The organism is Ornithinimicrobium pulveris, assembly GCF_050261105.1.
GTDB lineage: Bacteria > Actinomycetota > Actinomycetes > Actinomycetales > Dermatophilaceae > Ornithinicoccus.
In genome coordinates, this window is record NZ_CP189837.1 from 2,671,096 (window position 1) to 2,688,139 (window position 17,044).

At 69.8% G+C, this 17,044-nt stretch carries 20 protein-coding genes; 14 read left to right on the forward strand and 6 right to left on the reverse strand.

Translation table 11 applies throughout. From position 1 onward, the window contains the following. Positions 1-8 precede the first annotated feature (8 nt). The 9 genes from ACQBAT_RS12495 to ACQBAT_RS12535 all read left to right on the forward strand — a co-directional run bounded on the left by ACQBAT_RS12495 (position 9) and on the right by ACQBAT_RS12535 (position 7,321). Entirely contained in the window at positions 9-734 is a 726-nt protein-coding gene (locus tag ACQBAT_RS12495; protein ID WP_420747699.1) for an HAD family hydrolase, read from the forward strand. Between the two features lie 3 nt (positions 735-737). Beyond that, complete coding sequence (locus ACQBAT_RS12500) at positions 738-1,301, forward strand: NUDIX domain-containing protein (RefSeq protein ID WP_420747698.1); 564 nt, start codon at positions 738-740, stop codon at positions 1,299-1,301. 63 nt (positions 1,302-1,364) lie between these two features. Next, positions 1,365-2,084 carry a response regulator transcription factor gene (locus ACQBAT_RS12505; protein ID WP_420747697.1) on the forward strand — a complete coding sequence of 240 codons (720 nt, stop codon included), beginning with the start codon at positions 1,365-1,367 and terminating at the stop codon, positions 2,082-2,084. Positions 2,085-2,094: 10 nt separating this feature from the next. Beyond that, positions 2,095-3,603 carry a sensor histidine kinase gene (locus ACQBAT_RS12510; protein ID WP_427197693.1) on the forward strand — a complete coding sequence of 503 codons (1,509 nt, stop codon included), beginning with the start codon at positions 2,095-2,097 and terminating at the stop codon, positions 3,601-3,603. A gap of 92 nt (positions 3,604-3,695) precedes the next feature. Continuing rightward, the gene (locus ACQBAT_RS12515) at positions 3,696-4,970 is read left to right on the forward strand and encodes a S1C family serine protease (RefSeq protein WP_420747695.1); all 1,275 of its coding nucleotides are present in this window, start codon (positions 3,696-3,698) and stop codon (positions 4,968-4,970) included. 156 nt (positions 4,971-5,126) lie between these two features. Beyond that, the gene (locus ACQBAT_RS12520; protein WP_420747694.1) at positions 5,127-5,777 is read left to right on the forward strand and encodes a hypothetical protein; all 651 of its coding nucleotides are present in this window, start codon (positions 5,127-5,129) and stop codon (positions 5,775-5,777) included. Positions 5,778-5,785: 8 nt separating this feature from the next. Further along, complete coding sequence (locus ACQBAT_RS12525; RefSeq protein ID WP_420747693.1) at positions 5,786-5,911, forward strand: hypothetical protein; 126 nt, start codon at positions 5,786-5,788, stop codon at positions 5,909-5,911. Next, positions 5,908-6,600, forward strand: coding sequence for a hypothetical protein (locus ACQBAT_RS12530; protein ID WP_420747692.1), 693 nt, complete (start codon positions 5,908-5,910; stop codon positions 6,598-6,600). Before ACQBAT_RS12525 ends, ACQBAT_RS12530 begins: the two co-directional genes overlap by 4 nt. Beyond that, positions 6,590-7,321, forward strand: a complete 732-nt coding sequence (locus ACQBAT_RS12535) for a DNA alkylation repair protein (protein ID WP_420747691.1) — start codon at positions 6,590-6,592, stop codon at positions 7,319-7,321. Before ACQBAT_RS12530 ends, ACQBAT_RS12535 begins: the two co-directional genes overlap by 11 nt. Here the strand turns inward: ACQBAT_RS12535 and ACQBAT_RS12540 are convergent. Continuing rightward, the gene (locus ACQBAT_RS12540; RefSeq protein ID WP_420747690.1) at positions 7,318-8,088 is read right to left on the reverse strand and encodes a DUF4031 domain-containing protein; all 771 of its coding nucleotides are present in this window, start codon (positions 8,086-8,088) and stop codon (positions 7,318-7,320) included. The two genes, ACQBAT_RS12535 and ACQBAT_RS12540, sit on opposite strands and share 4 nt — an antisense overlap. Positions 8,089-8,264: 176 nt before the next feature. Here ACQBAT_RS12540 and ACQBAT_RS12545 point away from each other — a divergent pair, with 176 nt between their 5' ends. Continuing rightward, positions 8,265-8,561, forward strand: coding sequence for a WXG100 family type VII secretion target (locus ACQBAT_RS12545; protein WP_420747689.1), 297 nt, complete (start codon positions 8,265-8,267; stop codon positions 8,559-8,561). Positions 8,562-8,660: 99 nt separating this feature from the next. Here the strand turns inward: ACQBAT_RS12545 and ACQBAT_RS12550 are convergent, their stop codons facing one another. The 3 genes from ACQBAT_RS12550 to ACQBAT_RS12560 form a co-directional block, all read right to left on the reverse strand. Continuing rightward, positions 8,661-9,143, reverse strand: a complete 483-nt coding sequence (locus tag ACQBAT_RS12550) for a hypothetical protein (protein ID WP_420747688.1) — start codon at positions 9,141-9,143, stop codon at positions 8,661-8,663. A 927-nt stretch (positions 9,144-10,070) separates the two neighbouring features. Next, entirely contained in the window at positions 10,071-11,693 is a 1,623-nt protein-coding gene (groL, locus tag ACQBAT_RS12555; protein ID WP_420747687.1) for a chaperonin GroEL, read from the reverse strand. 211 nt (positions 11,694-11,904) lie between these two features. After that, entirely contained in the window at positions 11,905-12,741 is an 837-nt protein-coding gene (locus ACQBAT_RS12560) for an MBL fold metallo-hydrolase (RefSeq protein WP_420747686.1), read from the reverse strand. Positions 12,742-12,826: 85 nt separating this feature from the next. Here ACQBAT_RS12560 and ACQBAT_RS12565 point away from each other — a divergent pair, with 85 nt between their 5' ends. The 4 genes from ACQBAT_RS12565 to ACQBAT_RS12580 all read left to right on the forward strand — a co-directional run bounded on the left by ACQBAT_RS12565 (position 12,827) and on the right by ACQBAT_RS12580 (position 14,948). Next, the gene (locus ACQBAT_RS12565; RefSeq protein ID WP_420747685.1) at positions 12,827-13,267 is read left to right on the forward strand and encodes a universal stress protein; all 441 of its coding nucleotides are present in this window, start codon (positions 12,827-12,829) and stop codon (positions 13,265-13,267) included. Beyond that, entirely contained in the window at positions 13,264-13,431 is a 168-nt protein-coding gene (locus ACQBAT_RS12570) for a hypothetical protein (RefSeq protein ID WP_420747684.1), read from the forward strand. The genes ACQBAT_RS12565 and ACQBAT_RS12570 overlap by 4 nt, the downstream gene beginning before the upstream one ends. A 90-nt stretch (positions 13,432-13,521) precedes the next feature. Beyond that, positions 13,522-14,379, forward strand: a complete 858-nt coding sequence (locus ACQBAT_RS12575) for a sodium:solute symporter family transporter (RefSeq protein ID WP_427197765.1) — start codon at positions 13,522-13,524, stop codon at positions 14,377-14,379. A 23-nt stretch (positions 14,380-14,402) separates the two neighbouring features. Continuing rightward, the gene (locus ACQBAT_RS12580; RefSeq protein ID WP_420747683.1) at positions 14,403-14,948 is read left to right on the forward strand and encodes a sodium:solute symporter family transporter; all 546 of its coding nucleotides are present in this window, start codon (positions 14,403-14,405) and stop codon (positions 14,946-14,948) included. Positions 14,949-14,955: 7 nt separating this feature from the next. Here ACQBAT_RS12580 and ACQBAT_RS12585 read toward each other — a convergent pair whose 3' ends face one another. Together ACQBAT_RS12585 and ACQBAT_RS12590 are read right to left on the reverse strand one after the other, a co-directional pair. After that, positions 14,956-16,623: a formate--tetrahydrofolate ligase gene (locus ACQBAT_RS12585; RefSeq protein WP_420747682.1), complete on the reverse strand. Its 1,668-nt coding sequence runs from the start codon at positions 16,621-16,623 to the stop codon at positions 14,956-14,958. A gap of 128 nt (positions 16,624-16,751) precedes the next feature. Further along, positions 16,752-17,042, reverse strand: a complete 291-nt coding sequence (locus ACQBAT_RS12590) for a DUF3263 domain-containing protein (RefSeq protein ID WP_420747681.1) — start codon at positions 17,040-17,042, stop codon at positions 16,752-16,754. Positions 17,043-17,044: the final 2 nt, after the last annotated feature.

A 17,044-nucleotide genomic window follows, 5' to 3' on the forward strand; every position in this document is an offset into this window, starting at 1 on the left:
TGGGTGGCATGAGTAGCGCTGAAACCACCAGTCCGGAGACGGTGATCCTGGACGTGGACGGGACCCTGGCCGACACCGTCTACCACCACACGCTGGCGTGGGCCCGCGCCTTCGACCGGGTCGGGCTGACCCCGCCGGTGTGGCAGATCCACCGCGCGATCGGGCTGGGTGGCGACAAGCTGGTCGAAGCGGTCGCGGGCGACCAGGCCGAGGATGAGCACGGGGACACGCTGCGCGAGGCCTGGGAGGAGGAGTACGAGAAGCTCCTCCCCGAGATCCACCTGCTCCCCGGCGCACGAGATCTGATCCTTACTCTGGCCGAGCGCGGGCTGACCGTGGTGCTGGCCTCCTCGGGCAAGGAGTCCTTCGTCGAGCACGTGATGGAGTTGCTCGACCTGCCCGAGGGCACCTTGACGGCCACGGCGAGCAGCGACGAGGCGGAGGAGTCCAAGCCCGAGCCCGACGTCCTCGAGGTGGCCTTGGACAAGGCGGACGGCGGGTCCTCGGTGCTCGTCGGGGACACTCCCTACGACATCGCCGCGGCGGCCCGGGTGGGTGCACCCTGCGTGGCGCTGCGGACCGGCGGTTTCGGCGTAGAGGAGCTGGAGGACGCCGGGGCGGTTCTGGTCGCACAGACCCCCGCCGAGCTGGTCGACGCGGACTGGGACGGGCTGCTGCGCGCCGAGGTGCCGGCGGGCGCGGCCGACACGGACTCCCCGCTGCCCGAGGTCTGAACGATGACGTGGCCGGTGCGCTCCACGCGCGTGGTCTACGACAACCCCTGGATCCGGGTGCGCGAGGACGAGGTGGTCCGCCCCGACCGGGCAACCGGGATCTACGGGGTCGTGGAGGTGAAGCGGGTGGCCGTCTTCGTGGTCGCGGTCACCGCGGAGGACGAGATCTGGCTGCTCACGGTGGACCGGCACACCGTCGGGCGCTCGGTGGAGATTCCAACAGGTGGCGCGGACGAGGACGACCTGCTCACCGCCGCGCAGCGCGAGCTGGCCGAGGAGATCGGGCTCGCCGCGGACGACTGGGTGGACCTGGGGCGGGTGGAGTCCCTCAATGGGGTATGCCGTGCGCCCGGGGCGGTCTTCCTCGCTCGCGGCCTGCGCCCCGCGCCCGGGCGAGACGCGGCCGCGCGCACCTTCAGCGAGCAGCGGCGCGAAGGGATCAGCGGACCGCGCCCGGTGCCCTTGGCCGAGGTGCTGGGGTGGGTCCGGGAGGGGCGGATGAGGGACAACGAGACGCTGGGAGCGCTGCTGCTGGCACTGGTGCACCTGGGACGGGTGGGCAACTGAGAGCCGCCGGCTGCATCAGCGATTCTTCAGCAGACTCCCAGTCTTTGTGCGCAAAATGGTGTGATGAACACCACGCAGAGCACGCCATCTTCGCCCGAGGCCACGCTGCTGGTGGTCGAGGATGAGACCAACATCCGCGAACTGCTCACCACGAGCCTGCGCTTCGCCGGCTTCTCCGTGCATGCCGCACCGGACGGTCGCAGCGCACTGCAACTGGCCGGTGAGCACGAGATCGATCTGGCAGTGCTCGACATCATGCTGCCGGACATGGACGGCTTCACCGTCACCCGTCAGCTGCGCGACCGGGGGCTAGACGTGCCGATCGTCTTCCTCACGGCGCGCGACTCGCTGGATGACAAGGTCAAGGGGTTGACTGTCGGGGGCGATGACTACGTGACCAAGCCGTTCAGCCTGGAGGAGGTCGTGGCCCGCATCCGCGCCGTGCTGCGCCGCACCCGGGTGGTCGAGGAGGACGACCACGTGCTGCAGGTCGCCGACCTGGAGCTCGATGAGGACAGCCACGAGGTGCGCCGTGCCGGCAAGGTGATCGAGGTCTCCCCCACCGAGTTCAAGCTGCTCCGCTATCTGATGCTCAACCCGGGCCGGGTGCTGTCCAAGAGCCAGATCCTGGACCACGTGTGGGACTACGACTTCCGCGGCGAGATGAACATCGTGGAGTCCTACATCTCCTACCTGCGCCGCAAGATCGACGTGGTCGGCGAGCCGCTGATCCACACCAAGCGCGGCGTCGGCTACGTGCTGCGCGCGCCGCGACCCGCCTGACGGCCACCTCGTGCTGGCCAGCCTGCGGCGCCTGACCTACGCCCGCCTCCACGGGCTGTCGCTGACGCGACGTCTGGTGACAGTCGTAGTCCTGCTGGTGCTCGCGGCCTACCTGCTCACCACCTCGGTCACGGTGATGATGCTGCGCGGTTATCTGCTGGACCGCACCGATGCCGACCTGCGCGCCTACATCACCCCGCTGGCCCAGCGGGCCTACACCCAGATCGTGGAGGAGGCGACCGGCCAGCAGACGGGGATGCAGCAGCAGGCTTTCGTGCCGCCGAATCCCTACTACGTGATCTTCACCCCGGCCGACGACAGCCTGCCCGCCACCCAACTGGTCTTCTCCCGGCTGGAGGGCTCACCCCCCGACCTGACCAAGGTGGAGATCGACGACACGCGGCTGGGGACGCCGTTCACCGTCGAGTCCCGTGATGACGACGGGTCGTGGCGGGTGCTGGCGGCCCAGCTCACCGACGAGGGGGGACGCGTCGGCGGGACGATCGCGGTGGCGGCACCGCTGGCGAGCGTGGAGTCGACCCTGCGCCAGCTGGTGCTGATCACCATCGGCATCGGGCTGACCACCCTGGCCATGGTCGGGGTGCTGGGCTGGTTCGCCGTGCGTCGTGCCTTCCGACCCCTGAGCCGGATCGAGGACACAGCCGCCGCGATCGCCGCCGGGGACCTCACCCGGCGCATCCCTCCGCGTGGAGCCAATGACGAGGTCGGCTCGCTCGCCGACTCGCTCAACCGGATGCTTGCCCAGATCGAGCACTCCTTCGCCGTGCGCGAGGCCTCCGAGCAGCGGATGCGCGACTTCGTCGCCGACGCCTCGCACGAGTTGCGGACCCCGTTGGCCACGGTCAAGGGCTATGCCGAGCTCTACCGCTTCGGCGCCGTCCAGGAGGCCGAGGACGTCAAGGGCGCGATGGGACGGATCGAGAACGAGGCGACCCGGATGACCCGGCTCGTGGAGGACCTGCTCACCCTGACCCGCCTGGACTCCGACCCCGCCATGTCACCCACCCGAGTGGACCTGACCGTGCTGGCGAGCGACGTCATACAGGACGCGCGGGTGCGCACTCCGGACCGGGACTTCGAGCTGGTGCCGCTTCACCCCGACGGGGACGAGCCGGTCGGTGACCCGACCGTGGTCGGCGAGGACGGGGCCCTGCGGCAGGTGCTGACCAACTTGGTCGCCAACGCGCTCGCGCACACCCCCGCCGGGAGCCCGGTCGAGATCGCGCTCGGGACCGAGGAGGACCGCGTCGTCGTCGTCGAGGTGCGCGACCACGGGCCCGGCGTGCCCGAGGACCTGGCCGAGCGCGTCTTCGAGCGCTTCTACCGCGCCGACAAGTCGCGCAGCCGGGAGTCAGGCGGGACCGGTCTAGGGCTGGCGATCGTGGCCGCGATCGTCGCCCGCCACCGCGGCACCGTGCGCCACCACCCCACTCCCGGCGGCGGGGCGACGTTCCGGGTCGAGCTGCCCGCGGCGGCGGCGCTCGCGATGAGCGAGTAGGTCCGCGAGCACATCCACGACCGGTCTGCATCTCCAGCAAAATCACAGCAGGAACTCAGTCCGCGCCGAACGAACGGGTGTGTCCTAGGTGCATGACCGCCTCCACCACGGACCGGACCGAGCCGGTGCCCACGACGACCACCACCGCACCCTTCGCCGGGTCGTCCGGGGATGGTGGCAGCGCCGAGCCGCCTCAGGCCCCGGCGCAACGCCCTTCCCCCGCTGACCGCCCCCGCCGTCGCTGGGCCGACGTCGCGGTGGCGAGCCTGCTGGCCGCCACGCTCGCCTCCGGCGGAACCTATGCCGCCGTCCGTGCCGCCGACGGTGACGCCGGCGGCACCACCACCCAGCAGCAGGATGCGGTCGCCGGCTCGGCCGACGACGGCACCCAGGCCACGAACATCTCCGCCGACCCCGCCAGCGACTGGACCCAGGTCGCCTCCTCCGTCACGCCCAGCGTCGTCTCGATCGAGATCGCGAGCCAGCAGGGGCAGGGCGCCGGATCGGGGGTCGTGTGGGACACCGAGGGCCACATCGTCACCAACGCCCACGTCGTGTCCGGCGCCCAGGAGGTTCATGTCACCCTGGCTGACGGCCGGACCTACTCGGCCACGGTGCTGGGTGAGGACGCGTCCAGCGACCTCGCTGTCCTCAAGCTGACCAACGCCCCCGACGGCCTCAGCCCGATCAGCGTCGGGCAGGACTCCGCCCTCGCCGTCGGCGACCCGGTGATGGCCGTCGGCAACCCGCTGGGGCTGTCCGGCACGGTCACCACCGGCATCGTCAGCGCCCTCGACCGCCCCGTGACCACCCAGAGCGCCGAGAGCCAGGCCGCGGGCACGACCGCCGCGCAGATCGTGACCAATGCCATCCAGACCTCGGCCGCGATCAACCCGGGCAACTCCGGTGGTGCCCTGGTCAACGCGGCCGGTGAGCTGGTCGGCATCAACTCCTCGATCGCCTCCATCCCCTCCTTCGGGCAGAGCCAGCCGGGCTCGATCGGCATCGGCTTCGCCATCCCCTCCGGCAAGGTCCAGCTGATCGTCGACCAGCTGATCAGCACCGGCTCTGTCCAGCACGCCTTCCTCGGGGTCGGGCTGAACGACGGGCAGGCCGAGGTCGACGGCGCCACCCTCACCGGTGCCCAGGTCGAGCAGGTCGAACCCAACTCCCCCGCCTCCGACGCGGGCCTGCAGACCGGGGACCTCATCGTGGGGATCGACGGCGAGCACGTGCCCTCCGCCACCGCGCTGGTCGGCCAGGTCCGCGAGCGCGGGACCGGAGACACTGCGCAGATCGAGTACATCCGTGACGGTGCCCGGGCCGAGGCGACCGTGACGCTGGCCACCCGGCCCGACGAGGGCTGATCCCGACGAGCGCTGATCGACTCCGCGGATCAGCCCCCTTCCCCAGCCCCCTGCTGCCCGGCCCTCCCCTGCTCCCATCGGGCCGGGTAGCAGGGCGGCGAGCCACGACATACGGTAGGAATGACGAACTAGCCCGCCTCGAAACAGGAGTGGTCAATGCACCCCACGCACATCCCGATCCGGGTCGCCACCGGCGCCTACATCCTCAACTCCGGCCTGAACAAGCTCAAGGCCGGTGAGGAGGAGCAGGAGCAGATGCACGGCTGGGCCTCCAGCGTCTACCCGGTCTTCAAGGACATGAAGTCGGGTGACTTCACCAAGGCGCTCGGCTACGGCGAGATCGGCCTGGGCGCGCTCCTGCTGCTGCCCACCGTCCCCTCCGCGGTGGCCGGCACGGCCCTGACCGCCTTCGGCGCGGGTCTGACCGGGCTCTACCTGAAGACGCCGGGCATGACCAAGGACGACGGCATCCGCCCGACCACCGAAGGCACCTCGCTCGCCAAGGACGTGTGGCTGGTCGGCGCGGGCCTGACCCTGGCCACCCAGTCCTTCCTGTCCGGCACGCGCAATGCCGCCAAGGCGGTCGCCGGTGGCGTGAGCAACGCCGCGGGCTCGGTCGCCTCGGGTGTCTCTGACGCCGCCAGCTCGGTGGCTTCGGGGGTCTCCGGCGCCGTGGGTGGCGCTGTCGGCGCTGGGTCGAGCAAGGCCGAGAAGGGCATCAAGGGCCTGCTGAGCCAGGCGCACGACGCCCGTGAGGACCTGGCCGACGCGCTGGCCGACCTCGCGGAGTCGATGGTCAACCGCTGAACCCAGTCATGAGCGACGGTCCGGTGCCCGATGATCGGGCGCCGGACCGCGCTGTCTCCGGCACCCCCATCCGCACCGACTTCACCGGCACCGACGAGTCGCTCCGGGACGCCTGGCTGGAGCATCGTCGATGAGCGAGGTAGGCGGTCGTGACGGGGAGTACCTCCTGGACCGCTGGCTCGCGGACGCCGAGCAGCTGGCTCCCGCGGCCGGTCGGGACCGCTGGCTGGCCGAGGGCTCGCTCCTGCTGCGCGGTTGGTCCGAGCCGCACCGCAGCTATCACACGACCGAGCACCTGGCCGAGGTTCTGCTCGCGCTGGACGAGCTCCGGCTGGCCGCGATGATGGACGAGGACGAGGCGCTGACCGCCCGCGCCATCGGCTGGTACCACGACCTCGCCTACGACCCCCGCGCCGAGCCCGGCAGCAACGAGCACCGCAGCGCCACACTCGCGCGCGACCACCTCCACAAACTCGGCGTGGACCAGGAGCGCGTCGACACCGTCGAGCGTGGGGTGCTGATGACCCGGGACCACCACCTGGGCGAGGACACACGGCATACCGGGGCCTTGGCAGCCATGCACGACGCCGACCTGTGGATCCTCGCCGCCCCGATCCCCCGCTACGAGCGCTACCGGGAGCAGGTGCGGCAGGAGTACACCCACGTGCCGGACGAGCTGTTCCGCGCGGGGCGGGCGCAGATCCTGCGCGGCTTCGCCGATCGCGACCGGCTCTACCTGACCGAGCACGCGCACCTCGCCTGGACCGAGCGGGCCCGCCGCAACCTCGCCGCCGAGCTGCAGGCCCTGTCCCATGGTGTATGACGCCACCCTGGTCACCCAGGTCCGCTCGGCCCTGGCGGCGGCCGGGGACGGGGAGCGGGCGGCGGGGCAGCAGGCGTACATGAAGTCGCCTCTGCCGTTCCACGGCGTGACCTCGCCCGAGCTGCGCCGCATCGTCAACCCGTTGCTGCGAGCGCACGCGCCGACCGACCGGGCAGCGTGGGAGGCGACGGTCCGCGAGCTGTGGGACGGAGCCACGCACCGAGAGGAGCGGTATGCCGCCCTCGCGCTGGCCAAGCACCGCTCGGCGCGGGCCTGGCAGGATCCCGGCGTGCTGGACCTGCACCGACATCTGGTGGTGACCGGCGCCTGGTGGGACGTCGTCGACGAGATCGCCAGCCGGTTGGTGGGACCGGTGCTGCTCGCTCATCCCGAAGCGGTGACGCCGGTGATGGATGCCTGGGCGGTGGAGGAGGATCTGTGGCTGCGGCGGGTGGCGATCCTGAGCCAGCTCAAGCACAAGGGCGCGACGGATGTGGCACTACTTGAGCGATGCGTGCTGGCCAATGTGGAGGGGACCGAGCACGGGTCGGAGTTCTTCATCCGCAAGGCGATCGGATGGGCTTTGCGCGAATACGCCAAGACGGACCCGAGGTGGGTCAGCGCCTTCGTGGCTGCGCACCGGGAGCGGTTGAGCAGGTTGAGCGTGCGGGAGGCGACCAAGCACCTGGGTGGCGAGCGGCGCCTGCCGCGTCGTGGCTAGTGGCGCTCCCACCACCAGCGCACGAGGGGCCACCACGACTGGTGCTCGCCCTGTGCCGCCGCCTCTGCTCGGCTGAACCACGCTGCCTCGAGGACATCGTCGAGGTCCGGTCGCAGCGGTGATGGCTGGTCCACCGCCGCGCCGTAGACCTGGAGGAAGTTGTCGCCGGTATCCAGCGGGGCCGGGTTGATCCCGTCCGGCACCGTGATCCGCTCGTAGCCGACCGGCACGAGGGCGTCCGGGGCCAGGGCCAGCCCGGTCTCCTCGGCGACCTCGCGGGTCGCCGCCTCGCGCAGCGTCTCACCCGGCTCGCGCTTGCCGCCGGGCGGCCCCCAACCGGGGCGAGAGGCATTGCGCACCAGCACCATCCGGGCGTCCGCCGCGCGGATCAGCACCACGGCCGCTCCGCCCTCGGTGCGGTCGAACGGGGAGGCGAGCAGGTCCAGGGTGTGCTCGACCTCGAAGGCCGCCGAGAGCCCGTTGGCGACGCGCCCCAGCGGCCGCTCCCCGCGCCGCTTGCGGAAGCGCAGCGGGCTGTCGCGCAGGACCCGAGCCAACGCGGTGGCGCCGATCGGCTGTGCACCCGCGGCGACGGACGCGGCATACAGGTCCTCGGGGACGTCGTAGTGGTCGCCCTCGAAGGCGCGCGGATCGAGCCCGGCGCGGGCCGCGACCGTATGCAGTTCGGCCAGCGAGCGGTCGCTGATCAGGTGGGAGAAGCGCCGGCCGTGCGCGGGCCACAACGGCGGGTCGATGTAGACGGTCACGCGTCGACCGCGGGTGCGGTCCGATGGTCGGAGGGGGCGGACAGGGAGGAGCGGCCGGTCATGGACCGAGAGTAGCGGCGGGGCTCTGTGGATAACTTCTGAGCCGGTGGACCACTCTGGCCTACGGTCGAGGGCACGAGGCGGTGATCGGCCGCCGACGACAGGGAGGGACACCCATGAGCAACATCTTCGCCGTCGACACGGCCCGGATCGCCGCGGCATCCGGTGACATCGAGCGCATCTCGGCCAGTATCGAGTCCGAGGTGAGGGCCATGATGGCCAAGCTGAACGCGCTGCAGGACTGCTGGCGCGGCTCGGCGGCCGGCAACTTCCAGTCCGTCAGCCAGGACTGGAGCGCGACCCAGGAACGGGTGCGCGCCTCCCTGCAACAGATCTCGACGACGCTGCGCACGGCCGGCCAGGACTACGAGATGGTCGAGCAGACCAACCGGATGCGCTTCACACCCCAGTAGCCGCTGCCCCCGCGCAGCCCTGAACGCCTGCCGCCCGTCCGCTCCCACTCCCTTTGATCCCCGGGCGGGCGGCAGGTCTCTGCCCTTCGGTGGGGGGCGTTACCACCTGCGCTGCTGTGCGGCGTGGCGGTCAAGGATCCGGTGCAGCGCGGGCCGGAAGATCAGCGCCATCAGCGCGATGCAGAACACTGGGAGCGCGACGAGACCCAGGATCACGCTGATCATCAGGCGTCCCGCGACCGGGAAGGCCTCGACCAAGAACGGGTGCACGAGCGAGGCGATCACGAAAGCCCCGACGAGCAGGCCGGTCGTCAGGGTGATGGTGGCATCCCAGGTGCGCGCCCACCGCAGGGCGACGAAGGAGGCGAGCGCCGCCAGCACGACCCAGATCGTGACCGGCCGCCAGATCTCCGGCAGCACCGACCCCGCCTGCTCCCACCACGATGCCCCCGCCCGCCACGGGTCGACGACGAACAGGATCGCGGTCAGCACCACTGCGACCGCCGGGGTGAGCCATCGGCGGCGGTGCGAGGCGGTGGGCGTGCTCGACTGTGGCTCAGCCGCGTCCGGCGTTCCGTTCATGGGGCAAGCCTGCCTCACCGGAGGCCGTCGACCAGCATCGCCGGGCGACGGTCAGGCTCCGGAGTGGGCAAGCGGTAGCGGTGCATCTGCGGACCAGGTGCTCGGGCTCCACGCTCGCCCGCTCGCTCACCACGGTCGGCGACGACCAGAGGTGCGTGGTGTCGCGGATCTTGGCCACCGGACGCGCGTGGTGCTCCGGATCTTGCCCACCGGACGCGCGTGGTGCTCCGGATCTTGGCCACCGAACGCGCGTGGTGCTCCGGATCTTGGCCACCGGACGCGCGACCCGCTCTTCCTCGGGGTGGGAAACGGCATACAGGGGTGGGTGGGCGCCGACCGTGACTAGGCAGAACACTGTCTTGACCTCCACCGCACTCGCATGGGCGACCGGCAGAGAGCGACCAGGGCGAGACAAACCGGGGCGAGTGCCCCGATTGCGCACACGGCTCGCGACCAGAGCGAGACAAACCGGGGCGAATGCCCCGATTGCGCACGCGGCTCGCGACCAGCCGCGGGCGCGCGCTGGATCTGGGCTGCGAGGGCGAGCCAGATCCCCGAGCAGCGAGCACTCAAACATGCGTCACGGCGAGCGCGAGGACAAAACCGCAGGTGGGAGCACAATTTCCCCCGTTGTGCACGTTCGAGTGGCCGGGCTCGGCCGGATCAACCATCCCCCGCCGCGCGGCAGTGGCTCTGGGGCTATCCGGCGACCCGAAAGTCCGCGCAGCGACCCGGACGTCGGCGCACATCCCGCACATCCCGGACGCCGGCGCACATCCCGCACATCCTGGAAGTCGGCGGACATCCCGAGCGACCCCGGGCCACCGCACAGACGCCGACGGGGCGGCCCCTCGTGAGAGGGACCGCCCCGTGCGGTGGTTGATCGCCCGCGAGGAACGCGGGCGCGTCAGCTCTGATCCGCAGGGATCAGAAGTCCATGCCACCCATGCCACCGTCGCCGGCCGGCATGGCCGGAGCCTTCTCCGGCTTGTCGGCGATGACGGCCTCGGTGGTCAGGAAGAGGGCCGCGATGGAGGCGGCGTTCTGCAGGGCAGAACGGGTCACCTTCACCGGGTCGGCGACGCCGAACTGCAGCATGTCGCCGTATTCGCCGGTGGCGGCGTTCAGGCCCTCACCCGGGGTGAGGTTGCGCACCTTCTCCGCCACGACGCCGCCCTCGAGACCGGCGTTGACCGCGATCTGCTTGAGAGGAGCCTCGACGGCCACCTTGACGATGTTGGCACCGGTGGCCTCGTCGCCGGACAGGTCCAGCGTCTCGAAGGCCTTGGACGCCTGGATCAGGGCCACGCCACCGCCGGCGACGATGCCCTCCTCGACCGCAGCCTTGGCGTTGCGGACGGCGTCCTCGATGCGGTGCTTGCGCTCCTTGAGCTCGACCTCGGTCGCGGCGCCAGCCTTGATGACGGCGACACCACCGGCGAGCTTGGCCAGGCGCTCCTGGAGCTTCTCGCGGTCGTAGTCGGAGTCGGAGTTGTCGATCTCGGCGCGGATCTGCGCGACGCGACCGGCGATCTGGTCGGCGTCGCCGCCGCCCTCGACGATGGTGGTCTCGTCCTTGGTGACGACGACCTTGCGGGCCGAGCCCAGCAGGTCGAGCTCGGCGGTCTCCAGCTTCAGACCGACCTCCTCGGAGATGACCTGGCCACCGGTGAGGATGGCGATGTCGGCCAGCATGGCCTTGCGGCGGTCACCGAAGCCGGGGGCCTTGACGGCGACCGACTTGAAGTTGCCACGGATCTTATTGACCACCAGGGTCGCCAGGGCCTCGCCCTCGACGTCCTCGGCGACGATCGCCAGCGGCTTGCCGGACTGCATGACCTTCTCCAGCAGCGGGAGCAGGTCCTTGACCGAGGAGATCTTGGAGTTCACGACGAGGACGTAGGGGTCCTCGAGCACGGCCTCCATGCGCTCGGTGTCGGTGACGAAGTAGGGCGAGATGTAGCCCTTGTCGAAGCGCATGCCCTCGGTGAGCTCCAGCTCCAGACCGAAGGTGTTGGACTCCTCGACGGTGATGACGCCCTCGTTGCCGACCTTGTCCATGGCCTCGGCGATCATCTCGCCGATCTCGGTGTCGGCCGCGGAGATGGACGCGGACTGGGCGATCTGCTCCTTGGTCTCGACCGGCTTGGCCTGGGCGAGCAGCTCGTCGTTGACGGCCTTGACGGCGGTCTCGATGCCGCGCTTGAGGGCCATCGGGTTGGCGCCGGCGGCGACATTGCGCAGGCCCTCGCGGACCATCGCCTGGGCCAGGACGGTCGCGGTGGTGGTGCCATCACCCGCGACGTCGTCGGTCTTCTTGGCGACCTCCTTGACCAGCTCGGCGCCGATCTTCTCGTAGGGGTCCTCGAGCTCGATCTCCTTGGCGATGCTCACACCATCGTTGGTGATGGTGGGGGCGCCCCACTTCTTCTCGAGCACGACATTGCGGCCCTTGGGGCCGAGGGTCACCTTGACGGCGTCCGCGAGGGTGTTCATACCCTTCTCGAGACCGCGGCGAGCCTCCTCATCGAAAGCAATGGTCTTGGCCATTCGGCTGGTTCCTCCACACGCTGATGGGCGGATGACCGGGCGTCGCCCGCGACGGACGAGCCGGACGCGCGGGGCTCACGTCGCCCCGCTGCCCGACCCTCGACGGACCGGTCGGTGTTATCACTCTCGTGTCGAGAGTGCTAGGTCCATGATGAGCACTCGACCCCCGAGAGTGCAAATGCGGCACACCCACCCCGGCACGGCCGCCTCCTCAGGCGCGCAGCTCCAGCGCGCGGACGGCGGCGTCGCGCAACGTCTGCGTCTCCAGCCCCAGCCCGCGGCAGGCGCTGACCAGCCCGTCGACACCGGTCGCTCCCCCGGCCAAGACCTCGTCAAGCCGGTCGGCGAGCCGAGCCATCAGCTCGGCCTGCTGCTCGACGTAACTGCGGTCCACGACGTCGCCATGTCCCGGCACCCAGATGCCCGCCTCCTCGGTCGCCGGGTGCCGCAGCAGCGTCAGCAGGGTCGGCGCCCAGTCGCGGGGGTAGGCGTCCTCCATGTGCGGGTCGGCCCCCTCCTCGACGAGGTCGCCGGCGAAGACGACGCCCGCATCCGGCACGGCCACCGCCAGGTCATGGTCGGTGTGGCCCTTGCCGCCGAAGAGCAGGTGCACCGATCGGCCACCCAGGTCGATCTCAGTGTCTTCTTCGATCAGGTAGAAGGGCAGCACCAACTCGGTGGCCTCCACCTCGGCAGCCATCTCGGCTCGCTGGGTGCGGCGCAGGTGCTCCACGACCTGGGATCGCTGGGTGTCGCCGGTGCGGGTCAGCTCGTCGGCCGCGCCCACGTGCCCGTAGATCTGGGAGTCGCGGAAGGCGGAGTTGCCGAAGCAGTGGTCGTAGTGGGCGTGCGTGTTGACCACGACCAGCTCCAGCTCGGTGAGCTCGCGGACCGCGGCGAGCAACTCCATACCGTGCTGGTGATAGCTGCGCGTGTCGATCACGAGCGCGCGTTCCTGCCCGACGACCAGACCGCAGTTGAGGTTGAGCTCCTCGTGCCGGCGGACGTGGACGCCCGGCGCCAACTCTCGCCAGGTCACTTCAGCCATACCCCGAGTCTAGGTCAGTCCAGATGACGCGCGGCGACGATCACCGCTAGCCTGCCAGCCACCACCTCACGACAGGACCTCACCGATGAGTTTCCCGCGTCGCCTGCTGTTCGCCACCGACGGCTCCTCCACCGCCCGGGCTGCCCGTGCCCATGTCATCGATCTCGCGCGCGCCACCGGCGCGCAGATCCATGTCGTGCACGTAGCCCTCATCTCCCCCTGGACCAACCCCACGCCCTTGAGCCCGGCGCTGCGCGAGCGCCTCGAGGAGGAGGCCAGGCCATTGCTGGACGACGAGCTCACAGCCCTCCGTGAGGAGGGCGTGGAGGCCACCGGCCACCTGCGCGCCGGCCGGGCCACCGACGAGATCCTGCGCCTGCGCGATGAGGTCGATGCCGACCTCATCGTCATCGGCAACCGCGGCAACAACGCTTTCATGCGGATCCTGCTCGGCAACGACGCCGAGGGCGTGGTCCGGCACGCTCCCTGCCCGGTGCTCGTCGTGCGGCAGGAGGCGGGCCGATGAACGACCTCTTCCCCGGCGTCACGGCCGGCGGCTTCATCCCGGTGCTCGAGGGCCAGGACGGGATGCCCGACTTCACCGTGCACACCCTCGACCTGGTCGTGATCATCGGCTACCTGCTCATCAGCCGGATCATCCCGCTCGTCGCCAGCTCGCGGATGAAGTAGAAGGCCAAGGCCTCGGGCAAGGAGACCGATGAGTCCGAGGACTACTTCCTCGGCGGCCGCAACTTCATCTGGCCCTTCGTCGGTCTGTCCCTGGTCGCCACGAACATGTCCGGCGCGACCTTCGTCGGCCTGGCCGGGGGCGCCTATGAGCAGGGCATCTCGATCTTCGCCTACGAGTGGATGTCGGCGGTCATCCTCGTCATCTTCATCTTCTTCATCCTGCCCTTCTACCTGCGCTCCAAGGTCTTCACCCTGCCGGAGTACCTGGAGAAGCGCTACGACCGCCGCTCCCGGATGGCCTTCGCCGGCTTCAACCTGTTCGCGAACATGTTCATCGACATGGCCGCCGCCCTCTTCGCCGGCGCGGTCATCGTCAAGGTCCTCTATCCCGAGGTCCCGATGATCGTCTCGGTCGCGGCGCTGGGCATCCTGGCCGCGATCTACACCGTCATCGGCGGGCTGGGCGCGGTCATGATCAGCGACTCCATCCAGGCCACGATCACCATCCTGGGCGGCGTGATCGTGATGATCGCCACCTTCAACGCGGTCGAGTCCTGGGACGCCGTCACCGAGGCAGCCGGCGATGAACGGATGAGCCTGATCCTGCCGCCGGACCACTCCGAGCTGCCGTGGCCAGGGTTGATCACCGGTGTGCTCGTCATCGGCATGTACTACTGGACGACCAACCAGCTCGTCGTCCAGCGCACGCTCGGCGCCAAGTCGCTCGACCACGGCCGCTGGGGCTCGCTGCTCGCCGGCCTGATCAAGCTGACCTTCCTGTTCCTCTTCATCTTCCCCGGCGTGATGGCGCTCGCCCTCTACCCGAACCTGGAGGAGCCGGACACCGTCTTCCCGACGCTCGTCTTCGATCTGTTGCCCGTGGGGCTGCGCGGGTTGATCCTGGCCGCCGTCATCGCGGCGATCACTCGACCGTCGACTCCATCCTGAACTCGGCCTCCACGATCGTCACGATGGACTTCGTCAAGACGATGCGTCCCGACACCTCTCAGCGCGGCCTGGTCTTCACCGGCCGCGTGGCCACCGTGGTCGCCCTGGTGGTGGCGATCCTCTGGGCGCCGTTCATCGGCCAGTTCGACACCCTCTACCAGTACCTGCAGTCGGTGCTGTCCTTCCTGGTCCCGCCGGTGGTGGCGGTCTTCCTGGCGGGCATCGCGTCCAAGCGGATCAGCGCGACCGCGGCCTTCCTCACCCTGATCATCATGCAGCCGCTGGGCCTGGTGGCCTTCATCCTCACCCAGGTGCTGCCCGAGGAGCCGACGATCCAATTCCTGTATGCCGCGGGCCTGAGTCTTCTGCTCTCGGTCCTGTTGCTCATCGGCATCAGCCTGCTCGGGCCGTCGCCGGATGAGGACAAGACCAAGGAGCTCACCTGGAAGACGGAGTACTGGACCCAGGAGAGCAAGGAGTTGCAGGACACCCAGTTCTGGGCGAACTACCGCTACCTGTCGGTCGGGCTGCTCATCCTCACCGCGGTGATCGTGGTGATCTGGGCCTAGCCCACCCTCAGCTCAGGCCGGTGATGGTGCCGTCCTCGGCGATGTCCATCCCGACCGCGGCCGGGACCTTGGGCAGGCCGGGCATCCGCATGATGTCGCCGGTCAGCGCTACCACGAAGCCGGCGCCGGCGTTGACGACCAACTCGCGCACGGTGATCCGGAAGCCGCGGGGCGCGCCCAGCAGCGTGGGGTCATCGGAGAAGGAGTACTGCGTCTTGGCCATGCAGACCGGCAGGTCACCGTGGCCCTCGGCCTCGATCTGGGCGAGCTGGGTGCGGGCCGGACCGGCGAAGTCGACGCCGTCCGCGCGGTAGATCTCGGTGGCGATCGTCTCGATCTTGCTCTGGATCGAGTCCTCCGGCGCATAGAGGGGGCGGTAGTCACTGTCCTGATCACACAGCGCCACGACCTTGCGGGCCAGGTCCTCGCCGCCCTCGCCGCCCTTGGCGAAGACCTCGGACAGGGCCACGTCGACGCCGAGCTGGCCGCAGCGTTCGCGAACCAGGTCGAGCTCGGCGTCGGTGTCGGTCGGGAAACGGTTGAGCGCGACCACGGCGGGAACACCGAACTTGGCGACGTTCTCAAGGTGCTGCTCGAGGTTGACCAGGCCTGCGCCGAGAGCCTCCAGGTCCTCGGTGCCCAGGTCCTTCTTGTCCCGGCCCCCGTTGAGCTTGAGCGCGCGGACGGTGGCGACCACGACGACCGCGCTGGGGGCGATTCCCCCTGCCGGGCAGACGATGTCGAAGAATTTCTCGGCTCCCAGGTCGGCCCCGAAGCCGGCCTCGGTCACGACATAGTCGGCGAGTTTGAGGGCGGTCTGGGTGGCGACCACCGAGTTGTTGCCGTGCGCGATATTGGCGAAGGGTCCGCCGTGGATGATCGCGGGGGTGTTCTCCAGAGTCTGCACCAGGTTGGGGCGCACAGCGTCCTTCATCAGCAGCGCCATCGAGCCTTGCGCGTCCAGGTCGCCGGCGGTGACGGGCTGCTTGTCGTAGGTGTAGGCCACGATGATCCGGGAGAAGCGCTCCTTGAGGTCCTCGATGCCGGTGGCCAGGCAGAGCGCGGCCATGATCTCGCTGGCCACGGTGATCTCGAAGCCGCTCTCGCGCGGGACGCCGTCGCCGACCTTGCCCAGCCCGATCACAATATTGCGCAGGGCCCGATCGTTCATGTCCAGCACCCGCGGCCAGGTGATCCGCTTGGGGTTGATGTTGAGCGGGTTGCCCTGGTGGATGCTGTTGTCAAGCAGGGCGGCCAGCAGGTTGTGCGCCGAGGTGATGGCGTGGAAGTCACCGGTGAAGTGCAGGTTGATGTCCTCCATCGGCACCACCTGGGCGTAACCGCCGCCAGCAGCACCGCCCTTCATCCCGAAGGAGGGGCCGAGCGAGGGCTCGCGCAGGGTGGTCATCGCGCTCACCCCGATCCGGTTCAGCGCCATCGAGAGCCCGACATTCGTGGTGGTCTTGCCCTCCCCCGCCGCGGTCGGGTTGATCGCGGTGGTCAGGATCAACTTGCCGTCCGGCTTGTCGGCGAGGCGGTCCAGGACCGACAGCGAGATCTTGGCCTTGTCGTGGCCGTAGGGGGAGTACTCCTCCTGGCTCAGCCCCAGCTTCTCGGCGATCTGGCCGATCGGCTGCAGCGTCGCACCCTGGGCGATCTCGATGTCGGACAACACGTGGGCCTCCTTGCGCACGGCGTGGGGCCGGGGCGGCCTCGCTCTCCGGGGATCACGCTACCGGGAGCGGGCCACGCGGACAGCCGGAGGGTGGCAGCGAACTGAGAGGAGAAGGGGCGAGCGAAGGCTCAGAGCTCGATGCCCAGTCGACGGGCCGAGCGGGTGCGCTGGCGCAGGGCGCGCTGGCGACGGAGGCGCTTGATCAGCATCGGGTCGTGCGCGAGCGCGTCCGGGCTGTCGATGAGCTGGTTGAGGATCTGGTAGTAGCGCGTCGGGCTCAGGTCGAACAGATCCTTGACCGCCTGCTCCTTGGAACCGGCGTACTTCCACCACTTGTGCTCAAAGGCCAGGATCTCCCGATCCCGCTCGCTGAGGCTCGACGAGGCGTCGACCTGCTCCACGCGGGTGACGGCTCCCATGA

What these genes read in the sequence shown, in the direction of transcription:
- ACQBAT_RS12545 (WP_420747689.1), top strand. Translation starts at nt 8,265, where the DNA reads ATGAGCAACATCTTCGCCGTCGACACGGCCCGGATCGCCGCGGCATCC.
- groL (WP_420747687.1), bottom strand. Translation starts at nt 11,693, where the DNA reads ATGGCCAAGACCATTGCTTTCGATGAGGAGGCTCGCCGCGGTCTCGAG.
- ACQBAT_RS12590 (WP_420747681.1), bottom strand. Translation starts at nt 17,042, where the DNA reads ATGGGAGCCGTCACCCGCGTGGAGCAGGTCGACGCCTCGTCGAGCCTC.
- ACQBAT_RS12570 (WP_420747684.1), top strand. Translation starts at nt 13,264, where the DNA reads ATGAACGACCTCTTCCCCGGCGTCACGGCCGGCGGCTTCATCCCGGTG.
- ACQBAT_RS12530 (WP_420747692.1), top strand. Translation starts at nt 5,908, where the DNA reads ATGAGCGAGGTAGGCGGTCGTGACGGGGAGTACCTCCTGGACCGCTGG.
- ACQBAT_RS12550 (WP_420747688.1), bottom strand. Translation starts at nt 9,143, where the DNA reads ATGAACGGAACGCCGGACGCGGCTGAGCCACAGTCGAGCACGCCCACC.
- ACQBAT_RS12515 (WP_420747695.1), top strand. Translation starts at nt 3,696, where the DNA reads ATGACCGCCTCCACCACGGACCGGACCGAGCCGGTGCCCACGACGACC.
- ACQBAT_RS12495 (WP_420747699.1), top strand. Translation starts at nt 9, where the DNA reads ATGAGTAGCGCTGAAACCACCAGTCCGGAGACGGTGATCCTGGACGTG.
- ACQBAT_RS12525 (WP_420747693.1), top strand. Translation starts at nt 5,786, where the DNA reads ATGAGCGACGGTCCGGTGCCCGATGATCGGGCGCCGGACCGCGCTGTC.
- ACQBAT_RS12580 (WP_420747683.1), top strand. Translation starts at nt 14,403, where the DNA reads ATGGACTTCGTCAAGACGATGCGTCCCGACACCTCTCAGCGCGGCCTG.
- ACQBAT_RS12500 (WP_420747698.1), top strand. Translation starts at nt 738, where the DNA reads ATGACGTGGCCGGTGCGCTCCACGCGCGTGGTCTACGACAACCCCTGG.
- ACQBAT_RS12565 (WP_420747685.1), top strand. Translation starts at nt 12,827, where the DNA reads ATGAGTTTCCCGCGTCGCCTGCTGTTCGCCACCGACGGCTCCTCCACC.
- ACQBAT_RS12560 (WP_420747686.1), bottom strand. Translation starts at nt 12,741, where the DNA reads ATGGCTGAAGTGACCTGGCGAGAGTTGGCGCCGGGCGTCCACGTCCGC.
- ACQBAT_RS12520 (WP_420747694.1), top strand. Translation starts at nt 5,127, where the DNA reads ATGCACCCCACGCACATCCCGATCCGGGTCGCCACCGGCGCCTACATC.
- ACQBAT_RS12535 (WP_420747691.1), top strand. Translation starts at nt 6,590, where the DNA reads ATGGTGTATGACGCCACCCTGGTCACCCAGGTCCGCTCGGCCCTGGCG.
- ACQBAT_RS12505 (WP_420747697.1), top strand. Translation starts at nt 1,365, where the DNA reads ATGAACACCACGCAGAGCACGCCATCTTCGCCCGAGGCCACGCTGCTG.